Source organism: Janthinobacterium sp. SUN120, assembly GCF_030397735.1.
Taxonomy (GTDB): domain Bacteria; phylum Pseudomonadota; class Gammaproteobacteria; order Burkholderiales; family Burkholderiaceae_D; genus Janthinobacterium; species Janthinobacterium kumbetense.
Genome location: NZ_JAPUBW010000002.1, coordinates 1,748,646 through 1,765,424 on the forward strand (window position 1 = coordinate 1,748,646; position 16,779 = coordinate 1,765,424).

Here is a 16,779-nt window from a genome sequence, read left to right on the forward strand (position 1 = left end):
GACTTGTCGTCATCAGAATGAATACCGGAGGAGTTGCAGCATGGAGCAGGGTTTGCGCGAGAAAGTAGGACAGCTATTCATGGTGGGCTTCGACGCCCTGCAGGCGGACGAGCATATCAAGACCTTGATACGCGACAAGAAGGTGGGCGGCGTGATCCTGTTCCGCCGCAACGTGCACACGCCCGCGCAAGTGTCCGCCCTGTGCCGCGAACTGCAGGAAATCAACGCGGAAGTATCCGACATTCCGCTGCTGATCTCCATCGACCAGGAAGGCGGCATGGTGATGCGCATCGAGCAGGGCGTCACGCCGATTCCCGCCGCGATGGCTTTCCAGGCGGCCGGCTCCATCGACGATTGCGAACGCATGAACCAGATCAGCGGCGATGAAATGCGCCAGGTGGGCATCAACCTGCTGCTCGCCCCCGTGCTGGACGTAAACAACAACCGCAACAACCCCGTCATCGGCGTGCGCGCGTATGGCGAGGATGCCGCCACCGTCATCGACTACGGCATGGCGGCCATGCGCGGCCAGCGCGCCAGCGGCATGGCCGTCACCGCCAAGCATTTCCCCGGCCACGGCGACACGGCCATCGACACGCATTACGCCATGGCCCTGGTCCCGCACGACAAGGAACGCCTGCGCGCCGTGGAACTGGCGCCCTTCCGCGCGGCCATTGCCGGCGGCGTGGACGCCATCATGACGGCGCACGTGGTCTTCCCCGCCTTCGAGTCCGACACCAGCGTGCCGGCCACCCTGTCGAAAGGCGTGCTGACGGACCTGCTGCGCGGTGAAATGGGTTACAAGGGCGTCGTCATCACCGACTGCCTGGAAATGGCGGCCATTGCCGACGGCATCGGCATCGCCCAGGGCGCCATCGCTACCTTGCAGGCAGGCGCCGACATCGTCCTCATTTCGCACCGCGAAGCACAGCAGACGGCCGCCATCGACGCCGTCATCGCCGCCGTGCAGCGCGGCGACATCGCGCTCTCCCGCATCGACGCCGCTTGTGCCCGCGTGGCTGAACTCAAGCGCAACCGCGCCGTGCGCGACTGGCGCGCGCGCCCGCTCACCCCGCCGGCGCTGATGCAGCCGGCCGCCATGGCCCTGTCGCAGCTGCTGCAAAAAGCGGCATTGCGCGTGCAGGGCGACTACCGCCCGCTCGACGCGGGCCTGCCCGTGACCCTGCTGACGGTGGAAGTGCGTTCGCGCAGCGAAATCGACGAAGTGGCGCTGGGCCGCAACAAGGAAGCGCGCAGCTCGATGCTGCCGGCGCTGCTCGAAGCGGGCCTGGACGTGCGCGAGTACGCCTTGTCGGCCGAGGCGCTGGACGACGAAGTCAATGCGGCCATCGCCTTTGCGCAAGGCGCGCAGCAGATCGTGCTGCAAACGTATAACGCCATGTTCGTCGACGGCCAGCGACGCCTCGTCGACGCCCTGCCGCAGGATAAACTGTGGCTGGTGGCGGGCCGCCTGCCGTATGACCTGGACCTGGCGCCGAATGCGCAAGGCCGCCTGGCCGCCTTCGGCTGCCGCCCGGCCGCGCTGGTGCCCGTGGTGGAAAAACTGGCGGGCAAGGCGTAAAGCCACGCCCCCTCCTGCACATGCCGGGCCTTGCCCGGCATTTTTTATGCCGCGTCGCAATCGAAGCGCACGCCCGTCATCTGTTCGCTCAGCATCCATAGCCGGCTTGCCTGCCCGGGATCGATGGCCCAGCGCCGCACGCCCGGCCCCATGCTGTCGTCCTCCACCAAGGGGGCGATATCGCCATCCTCGCAATACACGCCGCCAATGCCCTCAAGCTGCGCGCTGGTGGCGCACCAGACGGTGGTGGCCGCTCCCTGCGCCACATTCTTGAAACCCGACTGCGGCGGCGGATTCACCTGGCCCGCATCGTCAAGCGCTCCCACCCTGCGCAAATCATCCTGGTCCAGGTGGCGCACCAGCGGCGTCAGGATGGCGCCCGGATGCAGCGAAAAGGCGCGCACGCCGTGCGCCGCGCCGCGACGGTCCAGTTCCACGGCAAACAGCGCATTGGCGCTTTTCGACTGCGCATATGCGCGCCATTTGTCGTACGGCTGGCGCAGGAAATGCGGGTCGTCCAGGTCGACGCCCGCCTGCCGGTGTCCCAGCGACGACACGCACACGACGCGCGCGCCCTGCGCCTGCCGCAAGGCGGGCCACAGGCGCGCCGTCAGCTGGAAATGCCCCAGGTGATTCGTCGCGAACTGCGCCTCGTAGCCACGCGCATCGCGCAGCAAGGGCATGGCCATGATGCCGGCGCCGTTCACCAGCAGGTGCAGGGTGCGGCCGGTGGCAAGGAAGGCGGCCGCGAATGCGTCAATCGATTGCGGATCGAGCAAGTCGAGCGCCGCGACCTCCACGCCGGCCATGCCGGCCAGGGCCGCTTGCGCCTGATGCTGGTCGCGCGCCGGCACCAGCACCCTGGCGCCGGCGCCGGCCAGCACGCGCACCGTTTCCCGCCCCAGGCCCGACGCGCCGCCCGTGACGATGGCCTGCACGCCGGACAGGTCGCAGCCGGCCAGCACCTCGCTGGCGGTCGTGGCCGCGCCGAAGCCGGAATGAAGGGGAATTTGCCTGTGATCGCCGTATGTCATGTCTGCCTCTGCATGTGGGTGGCCAGCGCGGGATGGCTGACGACATGCGTATTTTGCGCGAGCAGTTCTGGACGGTGAATGGCGTAAAATCCGTAATACTATCGCCATCGTCCAGAATTGCCGCCACCATGGATTTGCTCTCCGATGTACTCTCGCTGTTTGATACGCGCAGCTCCTACTTTGCCGGCCTGAAGGCGGGCGGCGAGTGGGCCATCGATTTTCCGCCGCCGGACGGCATCAAGTTCAACGCCGTGATCGAAGGCGCTTGCTGGCTGACGGTCGCGGGCATCGACGCTCCCGTGCAGCTGCAGACGGGCGACTGCTTCCTGCTGGCGCCGGGACGCGCGTTCACCCTGGCCAGCACGCCCGGCTTGCCGGCCGCGCCAGCGCTGGAAGTGTACCGGCATACGCAACAGGGCGTGGCCCGCCACGGCGCGCCGCAGCACGATTTCTTCCTCATCGGCGGACGCTTCCACTTTGGCGACGAGGCGGCCATCCTGCTCGACTGCCTGCCGCCGCTGCTGCACGTGCGCGGCGATACGGACCAGGCCAGCGTGCTGCACTGGGCCTTGCAACGGCTGGCACAGGAACTGCAGGCGACGGCGCCCGGCGCGGCGCTGATGACGCGCCACCTGGGTCACATGATGCTGCTGCAAATGCTGCGCCAGTATCTTGAAGCGCAGGCCTCGCACCCGGTAGGCTGGCTGTTCGCGCTGGCCGATCCACGGCTGCGCGCCGCCATCGAGGCCATGCACGCGCAACCGGCGCGGCGCTGGACCTTGTCGCAGCTGGCTACCGTCGCGGGGCAGTCGCGCTCCGCCTTTGCCTTGCACTTCAAGAAGCGGGTGGGCGTGACGCCGCTCGACTACCTGCTGCGCTGGCGCATGCGCCTGGCCACGCGGCGCCTGAAGGACGGCAGCGCACCCGTCACCTTGATTGCGCAGGCGCTGGGCTACGATTCCGACAGCGCCTTCAGCCACGCCTTCAAGCGCGTCATGGCTTGCTCGCCGCGCCAGTACCGGCTGCGCCACGCGAACGCGCAGGCGTAAAAAAACCCGCGCTTGCGGGTTTTAATCATACAAGGTCAGCGCGCCGGCACGGGCGGCAGGGCCGCCACCGCCAGCAAGGCAAACGGTCCGAGAAACAGGCCGATGCCGAACCACAGTCCCCCGTGGCGGCCGCGCCGGCTGGCCAGCAGCCAGGTGGCGACCGCAAACAAAAACATGAAGATCAACAGTATCGCCATTGCCACTCCTTGCCATACGGAAAGCCCAGTGTAGCCCACGGGCGCGCCCGTGGCTAGACGTACATCAGTCCTGGCGCTGCACCTGCATCAGGATCACGCGCTTGCTGCTGCCATCGGCTGGCGGCGTGCTTGACGGCGGCGGCGGGCTGTCGCACGAGCCGCAGGAACCGCAACCGCTACCGCAGCCCGGCGCCACCTTGAAGAAGGTCGACATCTTCGCCTCATCGAGGCCGCAGCGCACGAGGCCCCGCACGATGGCGCGGCGCACGCCCGCCGGCAGGTACTTGGTCGAAAAATGCAGCAGCGCGGCTGCGACGATCAGGGCGACGATGAGGGTTTGCCACATGGTTTTCTCCTAAGCGCCCAGCATCAGGGCGACACGGTACGTGATGAACGAGGCGGCATACGCCAGGGCAAACATGTAGCCGGCCATCAGCAGCGGATAGCGCCAGCCGCCCGTCTCGCGCTTGACCACGGAAAGCGTCGACAGGCACTGCGGCGCGAACACATACCAGGCCAGCAAGGACAGCGCGGTCGCCAGCGACCACGAATGGGCGATCAGCGGCTCCAGGGTGGTGGCCAGCGCATCGCCCGTCTGCGACAGCGCATACACGGTACCCAGGGCTCCGACGGCCACTTCGCGCGCCGCCATGCCCGGCACCAGCGCGATGCAGATCTGCCAGTTGAAGCCGATGGGCGCGAAGATCACTTCCAGGCCGCGGCCCAGGATGCCGGCCAGGCTGTAGTAGATCGGCGGATGGATGGCGTTATCCGGCGCGCCGGGGAAGGTGCTGAGGAACCACAGGATGATCATCAGGCTCAGGATGATGGTACCGACGCGCGTCAGGAAGATCTTCGCGCGCTCCCACAGGCTGACGGCCAGGTTGCGCAGGTGCGGCCAGTGATAGGCGGGCAATTCCAGCATCAGCGGCTGGTTGCCGCGCACGCCCATGCCGCGCTTCATGACCCAGGCCACGGCCATGGCCGAGATGATGCCGGCGAAGTACAGCACGAACAGTACTAGGCCTTGCAGGCTCAGATAGCCCCATACCTGGCGTTCCGGGATGAAGGCGGCGATGATCAGCGCATACACGGGCAGGCGCGCCGAGCACGTCATCAGCGGCGCGATCATGATGGTGACCAGGCGGTCGCGCGGATTCTGGATGGTGCGCGCCGCCATCACGCCGGGAATGGCGCAGGCAAAGCTCGACAGCAGCGGGATGAAGGCGCGGCCGGACAAGCCCACGCCGCCCATCAGGCGGTCCAGCAGGAAGGCGGCGCGCGGCAGGTAGCCGCAGTCTTCCAGGCTCAGGATGAAGAAGAACAGGATCAGGATCTGCGGCAGGAACACCAGCACGCTGCCGACGCCGCCGATGATGCCTTCCACCAGCAAGCTTTTCAGGTGACCGTCTGGCATGTTCGCCGTCAGCACGGCGCCCAGGTGGCCCACGCCATCGGTGATCATTTCCATCGGCGTGGCGGCCCAGGCAAACACGGCCTGGAAGATCAGGAACATCAGCACGGCCAGGATGATGGGACCGAACACGGGGTGCAGCACCACGTCGTCGATCTTTTCCGTCAGGTTGCCCTTGTCGCTCGTGTCATTGCTGACGGCGGACAGGATGCGGCGCACTTCGCGCTGGGTTTCTTCGACGGTGACGGCATCGATGGCCGCCAGCGGTTTCGCTTCCACTGCCGGCAGCGGCAGCATGGCGTCGATGGCGTTCAGCAAGGCTTTTTCGCCATCGTGCTGCACCGCCACGGTTTCCACCACGGGCATGCCCAGTTCCTGCGACAGTTTCACCGTGTCGATCAGCATGCCGCGCTTGCGCGCCACGTCCGTCATGTTCAGCGCCAGCAGCATGGGCAGGCCCAGGCGCTTGACTTCCAGCACCAGGCGCAGATTCAGGCGCAGGTTGGTGGCGTCGACGACGCAGATGATGGCGTCCGGACGCGGGTCGCCGCGGCGCAAGCCGCCCACCACGTCGCGCGTGATGGCTTCATCGGGCGTGGTGGCCGACAGGCTGTAGGCGCCCGGCAGGTCGAGCAGGCGCACGGGCTTGCCGGCTGGCGAGGTGAAATGGCCTTCCTTGCGCTCGATGGTCACGCCGGCGTAGTTCGCCACTTTCTGGCGCGCGCCCGTCAAACGGTTGAACAGGGCGGTCTTGCCGCAGTTCGGATTGCCCAGCAAGGCAATTTGTGGCTGATGCGGCGGCTTGTGCACGCCTGCATCCACGATAGTTTCGACAGCACCCATGGTCATTCCGGTTGAAGCAGCGGTTGAATCGTAATCAGCGCCGCTTCGAAGCGGCGCAGTGCGAACGTGGCATTGCCGACCTTGATGGCCAGCGGATCGCCGCCGGGAATGCCGCGCTTGAGCATGCGGATTCGTTCGCCGGGAACGAACCCCAGCTCCATCAGGCGGCGGGCCAGGTCGACGCCGTCCTCCGTCTGTCCTGCCGTGTGGGGCGTGATATGCAACACCGTGCCGCTCTGGCCGACTGCCAGCGCATCGAGCGTCATCATGGGTGGAACTAGAGTCATGAGCAAATTCCGTTCAAATTAAGAACACCTGATACCGGCGACGGCGCAAGGCGCCTTGCACCGGTTCCAGGTTTGTGACGTAAAACGCAACTGTTGCGCATTACCGACAAGCGGCCATTCAATCTGTCCAGACGGTGACCGTCCGAGACAATACCAGCATTATAAACATGAATGCGAATAGTTTTTATTTAGCCCGGAGAGCCGCCCCCATCAAGGGCTGCGTCATTCGGAAACATGGCCTGTGAAGCTGCGGCGCCAGGCCGCCAATTGCCGCACACTTGATCAAAATCACTTGCATTGTCCCCCGCTTTGCGCGACAATGAAACGTAATGATAATGATTCTCATTAAAACACTAGCAACAATGCTTTCCAGCACTAGTGTCTGTTCATCCTCCAGCCAGAAGGTGTATCAATGATTGTATGTGTCTGCAACAACATATCTGATCGTGAAATCCGTCAAGCCGTCGATCTTGGCCTGTCCAGCATGGCCGAACTGCGCCGCGACCTGGGCGTGGCCACCTGCTGCGGCAAATGCCACACCTGCGCGCGGGAAGTGCTGAACGATCACCTGAACGCCACCGCGGCGCTGCAAGAAACCGTATTGATGCGAGCTGTACTGACAAACTAAAGAAAGCGATGAACGCCATGACGATGATGCCCCCGCCCGTAACGGTGCAGGCCGTGCAGCAATTTGCCGACTTCGACAAGAAGCGCAACAAATTCGCGCCGCTGATGGCCATCGTCGTCCTGCACATCGCCGGCTTTTACGCCATCCAGAGCGGCCTGCTGAGCCGTGTGGTCACGGCGGCCATGCCGACCATTACCACCATCAGCATCATCGCCCCGCCGGCGCCGCCCAAGCCGCCGGCACCGTCCGTACCGAAAACCGTGGAATTGAGCGCCCCCGTGCCGCGCGCCGTGATCCCGCCGCTGCCGCTGATCGCCGTAGCGCCGAGCGAACCGACGATCACGCCGCCGCAGCCGACGCGCGCCGAAGCGGCACCGGTTGCCACCGCCGCGCCGACAGCGCCATCGACACCGTCGCCGACGCCACCGGCACCGTCGACGCCGCGCACCGTCAGCAGCGTCGAATACATCAAGGCGCCGCAACTGATCTACCCGAATCTGTCGCGCCGCCTGGGCGAAAGCGGCACCGTGGTGTTGCGCATCCTGATCAATGAAAAGGGCTTGCCCGAGCAAATCCTGATTCATAAATCGACCGGCTACGGCAACCTCGATGAAGCGGGCCGCCAAGCCGCCCAGCGCGCGCTGTTCAAGCCGATGATCGAGAACGGCAAGCCTGTTCCCGTGTACGTGTTAGTACCGCTGACCTTCCAACTGAGCTAGCCTTCCGGCGGCCCTTGCGCCGCTGCCAGCCCGCAAGCACCGCACCCTGTGCCCTGCTTGCTTTTTTGCGCCCTGTTTTCTGTACCAGTCAAGCAACTGCTTGTTTCAGTCTGCCAGCCTACATCCCCGGGCCAGGCAGACTTTTTTTTGCGCGCTACATCTCCGCCCACATCCTGAGCAGATTGTGATAATGCCCCGTCAAGCCCACCGTCGCCGGCGAATCGCCGTGTTCTCCGCGCACGCTCTGGATGTTTTGATCGAGCTCAAACAGCATGCTGCGCTTCCAATCCTCGCGCACCATGCTTTGCGTCCACAGGAAGGAGCAGATGCGCTCGCCGCTGGTGACGGGCAGCACCTGATGCACGCTGCTCGACGGATACACGATCACGTCGCCGGCCGGCAATTTCACTTCATGCGTGCCATACGCGTCGACCACCACCAGCTCGCCGCCTTCGTACTCGTCCGGCTCGCTCAAAAACACGGTCGACGAGACGTCGGCGCGCATCGATTGCATGCCGTTTTTCGGCGTGCGGATGGCGCCGTCGATATGCAGGCCATAGTGCTCGCCGCCCGCATAGCTGTTGAAGAACGGCGGCAGGATGCGCAGCGGCAGCACGGCGGAAAAGAACAGGGGATTGGCCATCAGCGCACGGCTGACGATCTCGCCCAGTTCCAGCGCCAGCGGCGAACCTTCCGCCAGCTGGCGGTTGCGCTTGACTTGCGCCCCTTGTGCCCCGACGCTGGCGCGCCCGTCGACCCAGTCCGTCTGCGCCAGGCGCTGGCGAAACTGCGTGACCTGTTCCGGCGTCAGCACGCCGGGTATATGCAGCATCATCTTGCTATCCTTTTTCAGTAAATATCGCTGCCTGATTATCGCATCGCCGGCAGCGCCCAAGAAGACACAAAAGCAAGAACGGAGCAACATTTCCCGCCTTTTCAGCGCGGCCATGCAGGCGCGCCAGCAGCAGCAAAAAAGCGCCAGGAACGCGAATGAGAATGGCCATCATTTTCCTTAGCAAATAAAAAACGGAAAAATGTGCCAATCCATTTGAGAATGGGTTTTATTCGCACGATATTTACGTTAAAAAGACGGAAAAATGCCGTTTACCGCCCGAAATCGCCCATATTTTGCGCTATCATGCGGGCATAGCGAAACCGGCAACCTGCGCGCCACCAGGCAGCCAGCGCCACCCGGCAGTGAACGCCAGCAGCCTCCGGTTTCATCATCGAACGCGACACAGAACAAAGGAAATCCCATGAAGGGCGATAAAGAAGTCATCCGCATGCTCAACGCACAGCTCACCAATGAACTGTCGGCCATCAACCAGTACTTCCTGCATGCGCGCATGTACAAGCACTGGGGCCTGGAAAAGCTGGGCAAGAAGGAATACGAAGAATCGATCGGCGAAATGAAACACGCCGACAAGCTGATCGACCGCATCCTGATGCTCGACGGCCTGCCGAACCTGCAAGCGCTGCACAAACTGCTGATCGGCGAGAACACGCCGGAAATGCTGGAATGCGACTTGAAGCTGGAACGCGCCGCACACGCCACCGTCAAGGAAGGCATCGCCATCAGCGAAAAAGCGGGCGACTACGTCTCGCGCGACCTGTTCCTGATGATCCTGGAAGATACGGAAGAACATATCGACTGGCTGGAAACGCAGATCGACCTGATCGCCAAAGTCGGCATCCAGAACTACCTGCAAAGCCAGATGGCGATTGAAGAGTAATTTTTCTTCGAGGCAGATAAAAAAACCGGCAATCGCCGGTTTTTTTACGTCCGCGCCTTTACTGCGGCACGGTATCCTTGAACGATGGGCGTTCGGACAATTTGTCGAACAGGCGCGCCAGCGCGGGGTGATCGGCGCGCCAGTCGATTTCCGGGAAGCGGAAGCTGAGCCAGCCCAGGGTGCAGCCCACGGCCACGTCGGCCAGCGTGTAGTTCTTGCCGGCGCAATACGCGCTCTCGCCCAGGCGCGCTTCCAGCGCCGCCAGGCCCAGGGTGACTTTGTCCAGCTGGCGCGCGATCCAGGCCGCGCTTTGCTGCTCGGGCGGGCGCTGCGTGCGCTCCAGGCGCACCAGCACGCCCGCGTCGAGAATGCCGTCGGCCAGCGCTTCCCAGTTCTTGATATCGGCCCGCTCGCGGCCGTTGCCGCCGGCCGGCAGCAGCTTGCACACGGGCGTGAGCGTGTCGAGGTATTCGACGATGACTTTCGAATCGATCAAGGTGCTGCCATCCTCCATCACCAGGCAGGGCACCTTGCCCAGGGGATTGGCCTGGGCGATGCGGGTTTCCGGCACCCACACGTTTTCCAGCTCGAAGACATAGTCGAGCTTTTTTTCCGCCAGCACGATGCGGGCTTTGCGGACATACGGGCTGGCGAGGGAACCGATCAGTTTCATAGGTACTTTAAGGTAAGGGAGCAGCAAGCAGTATAGCATCGGCGGCAGCGCTGTTTGGCAGCACGCGCCCGGCGGCCCGGCGGGTGTGGCAGGCACGCCGCATCGGCGCCGGATTCGGTCCAAAAGCGGCGTGCCGGCGGCCAACGGACGGCTGGCCAGCGGCCAGCGGTGGTAAAATCGCCCTTTACTGTGGCGCCGTCAGTGTTGCTGTATTGCAATAGCCCTGCCCTCCCCGCGCGCCACACGCCAACCGTTTCTTTAACTTGCGTCCGCTCTCATGACTTCTACTACTCCGTATTCCACGCTGTCGGCCCTGTCTCCGCTCGATGGCCGCTACGCCAGCAAGACCGATCTGCTGCGCCCGATCCTGTCCGAAGCCGGTTTCATGCACCACCGCGTGAAAGTGGAAATCTCCTGGCTGCAAGCGCTGTCGCAAGCCGGTTTCGCCGAAATCAAGCCGTTTTCGGCCGAAGCGAGCGCCCTGCTCGACAAGATGGCAGCCGACTTCTCGGAAGCCGACGCGGCCCGCATCAAGGCCATCGAAGCGGTCACCAACCATGACGTCAAGGCCGTCGAGTACTGGCTGAAGGAACAAGTGGCGGACGTGCCGGAACTGGTGGCGGCGTCGGAATTCATCCATTTCGCCTGCACCTCGGAAGACATCAACAACACTTCGCACGGCATGATGCTCAAAGCGGCCCGCGATGGCGTGATGCTGCCGACCTTGAACGGCCTGGTGGCCAAGCTGACGCAGATCGCGCACGATAATGCGGACGTGCCGATGCTGTCGCGCACGCACGGCCAGACGGCCAGCCCGACCACCCTGGGCAAGGAATTTGCCAACGTCGTGGCCCGCCTGCAGCGCGCCGTGAAACGCATCGAACAAGTAGAAATCCTCGGCAAGATGAATGGCGCCGTCGGCAACTACAACGCCCACCTGTCGGCCTACCCGGGCTTCGACTGGCCGGCATTCTCGCAGGCCGTCATCGAACAGCGCCTGGGCCTGGTCTTCAACCCGTACACCATCCAGATCGAGCCGCATGACTACATGGCCGAGTTGTTCGACGCCTTCGCGCGCGCCAACACGATCTTGCTGGACCTGAACCGCGACATCTGGACCTACGTGTCGCTGGGCTACTTCAAGCAAAAACTGAAAGCGGGCGAAATCGGTTCCTCGACCATGCCGCACAAGGTCAACCCGATCGACTTCGAAAACTCGGAAGGCAACCTGGGCCTGGCCAACGCCGTGCTGAAACACCTGTCGGAAAAACTGCCTGTCTCGCGCATGCAGCGCGACCTGACCGATTCGACCGTGCTGCGCAATATCGGCGTGGGCCTCGGTTACACCCTGCTGGCCTATGACAGCTGCCTGCGCGGCCTGAACAAGCTGGAAGTGAACCACGCGCGCCTGGCGCAAGACCTGGACGCGACGTGGGAAGTGTTGGCCGAGCCCGTACAAACCGTGATGCGCCGCTATGGCATCGAAAACCCGTACGAGCAGCTGAAAGAGCTGACGCGCGGCAAGGGCATCTCGAAAGAAGCGCTGCAAACCTTCGTCAATGGCCTGGCCATTCCGCAGGATGCCAAGGACGTGCTCCTGACCATGACGCCGGCTAACTACATCGGTATCGCCGCGCAATTGGCCAAAGCCATCTAAGCAGTTTCCACATGGGGATCTTCACGATCCCACTCCCACGGGGCGGCCAGCACACAAATGCTGTCCGCCCCGCGGTTTTTCCGGCAATCTTTCTTGTAGAATCTGCAGCACGCAGCGCAATTTGCTTTTCTTTGGTATATTAGGCCGAATTAGTCCTAACACGTACTACTTTCAAGAAAGCCGTCGATGCAACGCTACACCACCACCGCCATCATCCTGCACTGGCTGACCGCCCTGCTGATCATCAGCGCCTTCGTCATGGGCCTGGTCATGGTCGATATTCCCGGCCTGACGCCCACCAAGCTCAAATATTTCTCGTGGCATAAGTGGCTGGGCGTGACCGTGCTGGCTATCGCCGCCATCCGTCTGCTGTGGCGCAAGGCCAATGTGCCGCCGCCGCATCCGGCCAGCATGGTGGCCTGGCAAAAGAAGGCGGCCGACGCCATGCACGTGCTGCTGTACATCCTGATCTTCGCCGTGCCCGTCTCCGGCTACCTGTACACCCTGGCCGCCGGCGTGCCCGTGGTCTACCTGGGTCTGTTCCAGCTGCCCGTCATCATGGCGCCGAACCCGGAACTTAAGCCACTTTTAAAAGAGATTCATTATGTTCTGAACATGACGATGGCCGCCGCCGTGGCCGCCCATGTGCTGGCGGCGCTGAAGCACCAGTTCATCGACCGCGATGGCGTACTGAAACGCATGCTGCCGTAACACCGACTTCACCCTTGCTCACTGAAACTCCAGGAAAAATAAGATGAAAACCACCCAACGCATCGTCCTCGCTTCCCTGCTGGGCCTGTCCGTGGCCGCCACTGCCGCCACCCTGCTGAAAGTCGATCCCGCCAAGACCAGCGTGTCGGCCGTGTTCAAGCAAATGAACGTGCCCGTGGAAGCGAAGTTCAAGAAATTCAATATCGCCATCGATTACAACCCGGCCACGCCGGACGCGTCGAAAGCGTCGGTGGAAATCGAGACGGCCAGCATCGATATCGGCGACCCGGAATACAACAAGGAAGTGGCCAAGAAAGAATGGTTCAACGCGGCCCAGTTCCCGAAAGCCACCTTCGTCTCGAGCAGTATCAAGGCCGCTGGCGCGGGCAAGCTGACGGTCAGCGGCAAGCTGAGCATCAAAGGCAAGACCACCGACGTGACCTTCCCCCTGACGGTGAAAGCCAACGGCGGTAAATATGCGTTCGACGGCGCCCTGCCGATCAAGCGCCTGACCTACAACATCGGCGAAGGCGAGTGGAAAGACACGAGCATGGTTGCCGACGAGGTCACCATCAAGTTCCACGTCGCTGCGCAGTAACACCTGAGAAAACGTCCATGGCTGCGTTGCTCTTGCCTCGTCGTACTATTCGTACTGCCTTCGGCAAGGCGCCTTGCCCTGAACGTTTTTCAACCGTTACTGATTAAAATCACACCACCAACCGATTCTTTTTAGGATATTGATGAAACTTAAGCACTTGATGATCGCCGTGCTGGCAGCCGCCGGCGCGGGTTCGGCCATGGCCGCTACCGACACCTACAACCTCGACCCGACGCACACGTTCCCCAGCTTCGAAGCCGATCACATGGGCATGTCCGTGTGGCGTGGCAAGTTCAACAAGACCAAGGGGACGGTCACCCTGGACCGCGCCGCCAAGGCGGGCAGCCTGGACCTCGTCATCGATGCCGATTCAATCGACTTCGGCCTGGACGCCATGAACACGCACGCGAAAAAAGCGGACATGTTCAACGTCGAGAAATTCCCTGAAATCACCTACAAGAGCAAGTCGCTCAAGTTCAACGGCGAGCAACTGGTGGAAGTCGATGGCGAACTGACCCTGCTGGGCGTGACCAAGCCCGTCAAGTTGAGCGTAAGCAAGTTCAAGTGCATCATGCACCCGCGCTACAAGCGTGAAGTGTGCGGCGCCGATGCCACGGCAGAATTCAAGCGCAGCGACTTTGGCTTGAACTACGGCATGCCGGCGTTCTCGCCCGAAGTCAAGCTGGCCATCCAGGTGGAAGCCATCAAGGCCGATTAAACACTGCCTTGCCGCATGACAAGCCCGCCTCGCTGCCCGCAGCCAGGCGGGCTTTTGCATGCGCCATGCGAATCCGCTGGACTTTTCTATCGTGCGGCATCAGTATCAATTTGCCATGACGTGCAGGCCGCACCGCTCTGGCACAACCACTCATCCATCGCGCGGAGGATTACATGAATTTCATTATCTGGATCGTTATTGGCGGTGTCATCGGCTGGCTGGCCAGCATGGTCATGAAAACGGATGCGCAACAGGGCATCTTCCTCAATATCGTCGTCGGTATCGTCGGCGCCTTCCTGGGCGGCTGGCTGCTGGCGCCCCTGTTCGGCACGGGTACCATCAACAGCGACAATTTCAGCCTGTCTTCGCTGCTCGTCTCGTTCCTGGGCGCCGTGATCCTGCTGGGCATCGTAAATCTTTTGCGCCGCGGCAAAATACGCTAAGCAGACCAAAAGCAGCACATCCGCAAGTGGCCGGGCCGCGCAGGCGCCCGGCCATTTTTATTGCTGCCAGGACAATTGTATGGACAATACCACAGCCGCGGCACGGGAAAATGCCAGCTGGCAGCCGCTTTCTGCCCCTGTGATGCCGAAAATAGTACCATTTAAACAAGCAACCACAAACATGCCGCCGGGAAAATGTGATTGACTAGTGCGAGTTCGGTGCGGATACTCTAGGTCGCCCGCTGAGAAAAAACACTGGGTACACGTTGGTTCCGACTTCCCTTCATGTAAAAGACTAGAACTCGAATGAAAAAATCTTTAATCGCGCTCGCTATCCTGAGCAACTTCGCACACGCCGACGAAGGCATGTGGATGCCCCAACAGCTGCCACAAGTAGCCAAGGAACTGAAAGCGGCCGGACTGAAACTCGATCCGACCACCCTGACCAAACTGACCGAGTTCCCGATGGGCGCCATCGTCAGCCTGGGCGGTTGCTCGGCCTCGTTCGTCTCGCCGCAAGGCCTGGTTGCCACCAACCACCATTGCGTCTACAACAGCGTAGCGGTCAATTCGACCAAGGAGCGCGATTTGCTGGCCAACGGTTTCCTGGCCAAGACGTTCGCTGAAGAATTGCCGGCCGCCCCAGGCAGCCGCATCTTCGTCACCTCCGCCGTGACCAATGTCAGCGACAAGATCATCACCGCCGACGTGGCCAAGCTGCAAGGCAAGGCACGCATCGACGCGATCGAGAAAAACCAGAAGAAACTGGTCGCCGAATGCGAAAAAGAAGCGGGTTTCCGCTGCACCGTGTCGAGCTACTACGGCGGCCTGGAGTTCTACCTGATCAAGCAACTGGAAATCCGCGACGTGCGCCTGGTGCACGCGCCTCCGGCCGGCGTGGGCAAGTTCGGCGGCGACACCGACAACTGGATGTGGCCACGCCACACGGGCGACTACGGTTTCTACCGCGCCTACGTCAGCAAGGACGGCAAAGCTGCCGACTTCAGCAAGGACAACGTGCCATACCAGCCAAAACACGTGCTGAAACTGGCCAAGGATGGCTTGAAAGAAGGCGATTTCGTGATGGCGCTGGGCTACCCTGGCCGCACCAACCGTCACCGCCTGCCATCGGAAGTGGCATTCACGTTTGACTGGAACTACCCGGCCTTCGTGAAAGCGTCGGGCGAAACCCTGGCCATCATCGCGCGCGAAACCAAGGACAACAAGGATGTTGCCCTGAAATACGCGGGCCAGGTGGCTGGCGTGAACAATTACTACAAGAACCGCCAAGGCATGCTCGATTCGTACGCTGGCAGCGACTTCCTGGCACGCAAGACGGCAGAACATGAAGCCCTGAAAACCTGGGTCAACGCGAATGCTGCCCGCAAGGCGGAATTTGCCGGCGACATCGAGCAAGTGGAAAAGCTGATCGCCGAGCGCGATGCCGACACCAAGCGCGATTTCTTCCTGGGCTACGCACAGCCACGCCTGCTGAACACGGCACGCAGCCTGTACCGTCTGTCCAACGAAAGCACCAAGGCCGACACGGAACGCAAGTCCGGCTACCAGTCGCGCGACTTGCCACGCCTGGAAGCGGGCATCACGTCGGTCGAGCGCACCTACGATGAAAAAGTCGACAAGGCGCTGGTACTGAACAGCCTGGCCAAGTACGCCGCGCAACCGGCAGCACAGCGCCGCGCCAGCTTTGACGCCGCCATCGGCATCAAGGACGGCATGTCGCAAGCCGACCTGTCCGCCGCCCTGGACAAACTGTATGCGGGCAGCAAGCTGGCCGACAAAGCCGAGCGCGCAGCATGGCTGAAACGCACGCCAGCCGAATTCCAGGCCAGCAAGGACAGCTTCATCCAGGCAGCCGTCGCCATGTATCCGGATTCGCTGAAAAACGAAGCGGAAGACGAAGAACTGGCCGGCAAGATCCAGCAAGCCTACGCCAACTACATGAAAGCAAAAATTGCCTTCATGAAGAGCAAAGGCCAAGCCGTCTATCCTGACGCCAACAGCACCCTGCGCGTCACCTTCGGCCGCGTTGCCGGCCGTGACCATGGCGCCGACGGCACCACCTGGACCGCGTTCACCACCGTCAATGGCGTCGTGGCCAAAGCCACGGGCCAGGGCGAGTTCAATGCACCGGCAAATCAACTGGCCGCGATCAAAGCCAAGGACTTCGGTAAATTCGTCGATCCGAAGCTGAAAACCGTGCCGGTCGACTACCTGGCGACCCTGGACATCACCGGCGGCAATTCCGGTTCGGCTGCGCTGAACTCGAAAGGCGAATTTATCGGCCTGGCCTTCGACGGCACCTTGGACTCGATCATTTCCGATTGGGACTACAACAAGGCCAACACCCGTTCGATCCAGGTCGACCTGCGCTACATGCTGTGGAACATGAAACACATCGACCACGCAGACAACCTGCTGAAAGAAATGGGCGCTGAATAACAAAAAGCAATAACCCGGCAACGGGCGCTTTAG

At 62.3% G+C, this 16,779-nt stretch carries 18 protein-coding genes; 11 read left to right on the forward strand and 7 right to left on the reverse strand.

Annotated features, from left to right (window positions below; translation table 11 throughout):
• Positions 1-40 precede the first annotated feature (40 nt).
• On the forward strand, positions 41-1,582 hold the full coding sequence (nagZ, locus tag O0879_RS17595) for a beta-N-acetylhexosaminidase (RefSeq protein ID WP_289917762.1): 1,542 nt from the start codon (positions 41-43) through the stop codon (positions 1,580-1,582).
• Positions 1,583-1,626: 44 nt separating this feature from the next.
• On the opposite strand, the gene O0879_RS17600 is transcribed toward nagZ, so the two are convergent.
• Positions 1,627-2,616: an oxidoreductase gene (locus O0879_RS17600; protein ID WP_289917766.1), complete on the reverse strand. Its 990-nt coding sequence runs from the start codon at positions 2,614-2,616 to the stop codon at positions 1,627-1,629.
• Positions 2,617-2,660: 44 nt separating this feature from the next.
• Between O0879_RS17600 and O0879_RS17605 the strand changes: the two genes are divergently transcribed.
• On the forward strand, positions 2,661-3,665 hold the full coding sequence (locus O0879_RS17605) for an AraC family transcriptional regulator (RefSeq protein ID WP_354670190.1): 1,005 nt from the start codon (positions 2,661-2,663) through the stop codon (positions 3,663-3,665).
• A 35-nt stretch (positions 3,666-3,700) separates the two neighbouring features.
• Here the strand turns inward: O0879_RS17605 and O0879_RS17610 are convergent, their stop codons facing one another.
• From O0879_RS17610 to O0879_RS17625, 4 genes are all read right to left on the reverse strand, one after another.
• Positions 3,701-3,862, reverse strand: a complete 162-nt coding sequence (locus tag O0879_RS17610) for a hypothetical protein (protein WP_161784184.1) — start codon at positions 3,860-3,862, stop codon at positions 3,701-3,703.
• Between the two features lie 64 nt (positions 3,863-3,926).
• Positions 3,927-4,208, reverse strand: a complete 282-nt coding sequence (locus O0879_RS17615; protein WP_289900615.1) for a hypothetical protein — start codon at positions 4,206-4,208, stop codon at positions 3,927-3,929.
• A 9-nt stretch (positions 4,209-4,217) separates the two neighbouring features.
• On the reverse strand, positions 4,218-6,119 hold the full coding sequence (locus tag O0879_RS17620) for a ferrous iron transporter B (RefSeq protein WP_251351323.1): 1,902 nt from the start codon (positions 6,117-6,119) through the stop codon (positions 4,218-4,220).
• Between the two features lie 2 nt (positions 6,120-6,121).
• Positions 6,122-6,406 carry a FeoA family protein gene (locus tag O0879_RS17625; RefSeq protein WP_077408814.1) on the reverse strand — a complete coding sequence of 95 codons (285 nt, stop codon included), beginning with the start codon at positions 6,404-6,406 and terminating at the stop codon, positions 6,122-6,124.
• 412 nt (positions 6,407-6,818) lie between these two features.
• Here O0879_RS17625 and O0879_RS17630 point away from each other — a divergent pair, with 412 nt between their 5' ends.
• Together O0879_RS17630 and O0879_RS17635 are read left to right on the forward strand one after the other, a co-directional pair.
• A complete protein-coding gene (locus tag O0879_RS17630) occupies positions 6,819-7,034 on the forward strand; it encodes a (2Fe-2S)-binding protein (protein ID WP_289917769.1) in 216 nt (71 codons plus the stop codon).
• A 17-nt stretch (positions 7,035-7,051) separates the two neighbouring features.
• On the forward strand, positions 7,052-7,753 hold the full coding sequence (locus O0879_RS17635) for an energy transducer TonB (protein WP_077409313.1): 702 nt from the start codon (positions 7,052-7,054) through the stop codon (positions 7,751-7,753).
• A 154-nt stretch (positions 7,754-7,907) separates the two neighbouring features.
• Here the strand turns inward: O0879_RS17635 and O0879_RS17640 are convergent, their stop codons facing one another.
• Positions 7,908-8,588, reverse strand: a complete 681-nt coding sequence (locus O0879_RS17640; protein ID WP_077408815.1) for a Fe2+-dependent dioxygenase — start codon at positions 8,586-8,588, stop codon at positions 7,908-7,910.
• A 421-nt stretch (positions 8,589-9,009) separates the two neighbouring features.
• Here O0879_RS17640 and bfr point away from each other — a divergent pair, with 421 nt between their 5' ends.
• The gene (gene bfr / locus O0879_RS17645) at positions 9,010-9,486 is read left to right on the forward strand and encodes a bacterioferritin (RefSeq protein WP_034745609.1); all 477 of its coding nucleotides are present in this window, start codon (positions 9,010-9,012) and stop codon (positions 9,484-9,486) included.
• 58 nt (positions 9,487-9,544) lie between these two features.
• Here bfr and O0879_RS17650 read toward each other — a convergent pair whose 3' ends face one another.
• Positions 9,545-10,159, reverse strand: a complete 615-nt coding sequence (locus O0879_RS17650; RefSeq protein ID WP_099666233.1) for a glutathione S-transferase N-terminal domain-containing protein — start codon at positions 10,157-10,159, stop codon at positions 9,545-9,547.
• A gap of 277 nt (positions 10,160-10,436) precedes the next feature.
• Between O0879_RS17650 and purB the strand changes: the two genes are divergently transcribed.
• The 6 genes from purB to O0879_RS17680 all read left to right on the forward strand — a co-directional run bounded on the left by purB (position 10,437) and on the right by O0879_RS17680 (position 16,746).
• The gene (gene purB, locus O0879_RS17655) at positions 10,437-11,816 is read left to right on the forward strand and encodes an adenylosuccinate lyase (RefSeq protein WP_289917771.1); all 1,380 of its coding nucleotides are present in this window, start codon (positions 10,437-10,439) and stop codon (positions 11,814-11,816) included.
• A gap of 186 nt (positions 11,817-12,002) precedes the next feature.
• The gene (locus O0879_RS17660; RefSeq protein ID WP_046684510.1) at positions 12,003-12,527 is read left to right on the forward strand and encodes a cytochrome b; all 525 of its coding nucleotides are present in this window, start codon (positions 12,003-12,005) and stop codon (positions 12,525-12,527) included.
• Positions 12,528-12,570: 43 nt separating this feature from the next.
• Positions 12,571-13,125, forward strand: coding sequence for a YceI family protein (locus O0879_RS17665; RefSeq protein WP_289917773.1), 555 nt, complete (start codon positions 12,571-12,573; stop codon positions 13,123-13,125).
• A 142-nt stretch (positions 13,126-13,267) separates the two neighbouring features.
• A complete protein-coding gene (locus tag O0879_RS17670; protein ID WP_289917775.1) occupies positions 13,268-13,843 on the forward strand; it encodes a YceI family protein in 576 nt (191 codons plus the stop codon).
• A gap of 173 nt (positions 13,844-14,016) precedes the next feature.
• Positions 14,017-14,286: a GlsB/YeaQ/YmgE family stress response membrane protein gene (locus tag O0879_RS17675; protein WP_071075198.1), complete on the forward strand. Its 270-nt coding sequence runs from the start codon at positions 14,017-14,019 to the stop codon at positions 14,284-14,286.
• Between the two features lie 306 nt (positions 14,287-14,592).
• A complete protein-coding gene (locus O0879_RS17680; RefSeq protein WP_251351326.1) occupies positions 14,593-16,746 on the forward strand; it encodes a S46 family peptidase in 2,154 nt (717 codons plus the stop codon).
• The last annotated feature ends 33 nt before the right edge of the window (positions 16,747-16,779 follow it).

What these genes read in the sequence shown, in the direction of transcription:
- O0879_RS17600 (WP_289917766.1), bottom strand. Translation starts at nt 2,616, where the DNA reads ATGACATACGGCGATCACAGGCAAATTCCCCTTCATTCCGGCTTCGGC.
- purB (WP_289917771.1), top strand. Translation starts at nt 10,437, where the DNA reads ATGACTTCTACTACTCCGTATTCCACGCTGTCGGCCCTGTCTCCGCTC.
- O0879_RS17625 (WP_077408814.1), bottom strand. Translation starts at nt 6,406, where the DNA reads ATGACTCTAGTTCCACCCATGATGACGCTCGATGCGCTGGCAGTCGGC.
- O0879_RS17670 (WP_289917775.1), top strand. Translation starts at nt 13,268, where the DNA reads ATGAAACTTAAGCACTTGATGATCGCCGTGCTGGCAGCCGCCGGCGCG.
- O0879_RS17630 (WP_289917769.1), top strand. Translation starts at nt 6,819, where the DNA reads ATGATTGTATGTGTCTGCAACAACATATCTGATCGTGAAATCCGTCAA.
- O0879_RS17680 (WP_251351326.1), top strand. Translation starts at nt 14,593, where the DNA reads ATGAAAAAATCTTTAATCGCGCTCGCTATCCTGAGCAACTTCGCACAC.
- nagZ (WP_289917762.1), top strand. Translation starts at nt 41, where the DNA reads ATGGAGCAGGGTTTGCGCGAGAAAGTAGGACAGCTATTCATGGTGGGC.
- O0879_RS17615 (WP_289900615.1), bottom strand. Translation starts at nt 4,208, where the DNA reads ATGTGGCAAACCCTCATCGTCGCCCTGATCGTCGCAGCCGCGCTGCTG.
- O0879_RS17650 (WP_099666233.1), bottom strand. Translation starts at nt 10,159, where the DNA reads ATGAAACTGATCGGTTCCCTCGCCAGCCCGTATGTCCGCAAAGCCCGC.
- O0879_RS17610 (WP_161784184.1), bottom strand. Translation starts at nt 3,862, where the DNA reads ATGGCGATACTGTTGATCTTCATGTTTTTGTTTGCGGTCGCCACCTGG.
- O0879_RS17660 (WP_046684510.1), top strand. Translation starts at nt 12,003, where the DNA reads ATGCAACGCTACACCACCACCGCCATCATCCTGCACTGGCTGACCGCC.
- O0879_RS17675 (WP_071075198.1), top strand. Translation starts at nt 14,017, where the DNA reads ATGAATTTCATTATCTGGATCGTTATTGGCGGTGTCATCGGCTGGCTG.
- O0879_RS17635 (WP_077409313.1), top strand. Translation starts at nt 7,052, where the DNA reads ATGACGATGATGCCCCCGCCCGTAACGGTGCAGGCCGTGCAGCAATTT.
- O0879_RS17665 (WP_289917773.1), top strand. Translation starts at nt 12,571, where the DNA reads ATGAAAACCACCCAACGCATCGTCCTCGCTTCCCTGCTGGGCCTGTCC.
- bfr (WP_034745609.1), top strand. Translation starts at nt 9,010, where the DNA reads ATGAAGGGCGATAAAGAAGTCATCCGCATGCTCAACGCACAGCTCACC.
- O0879_RS17640 (WP_077408815.1), bottom strand. Translation starts at nt 8,588, where the DNA reads ATGATGCTGCATATACCCGGCGTGCTGACGCCGGAACAGGTCACGCAG.
- O0879_RS17605 (WP_354670190.1), top strand. Translation starts at nt 2,661, where the DNA reads ATGCGTATTTTGCGCGAGCAGTTCTGGACGGTGAATGGCGTAAAATCC.
- O0879_RS17620 (WP_251351323.1), bottom strand. Translation starts at nt 6,119, where the DNA reads ATGGGTGCTGTCGAAACTATCGTGGATGCAGGCGTGCACAAGCCGCCG.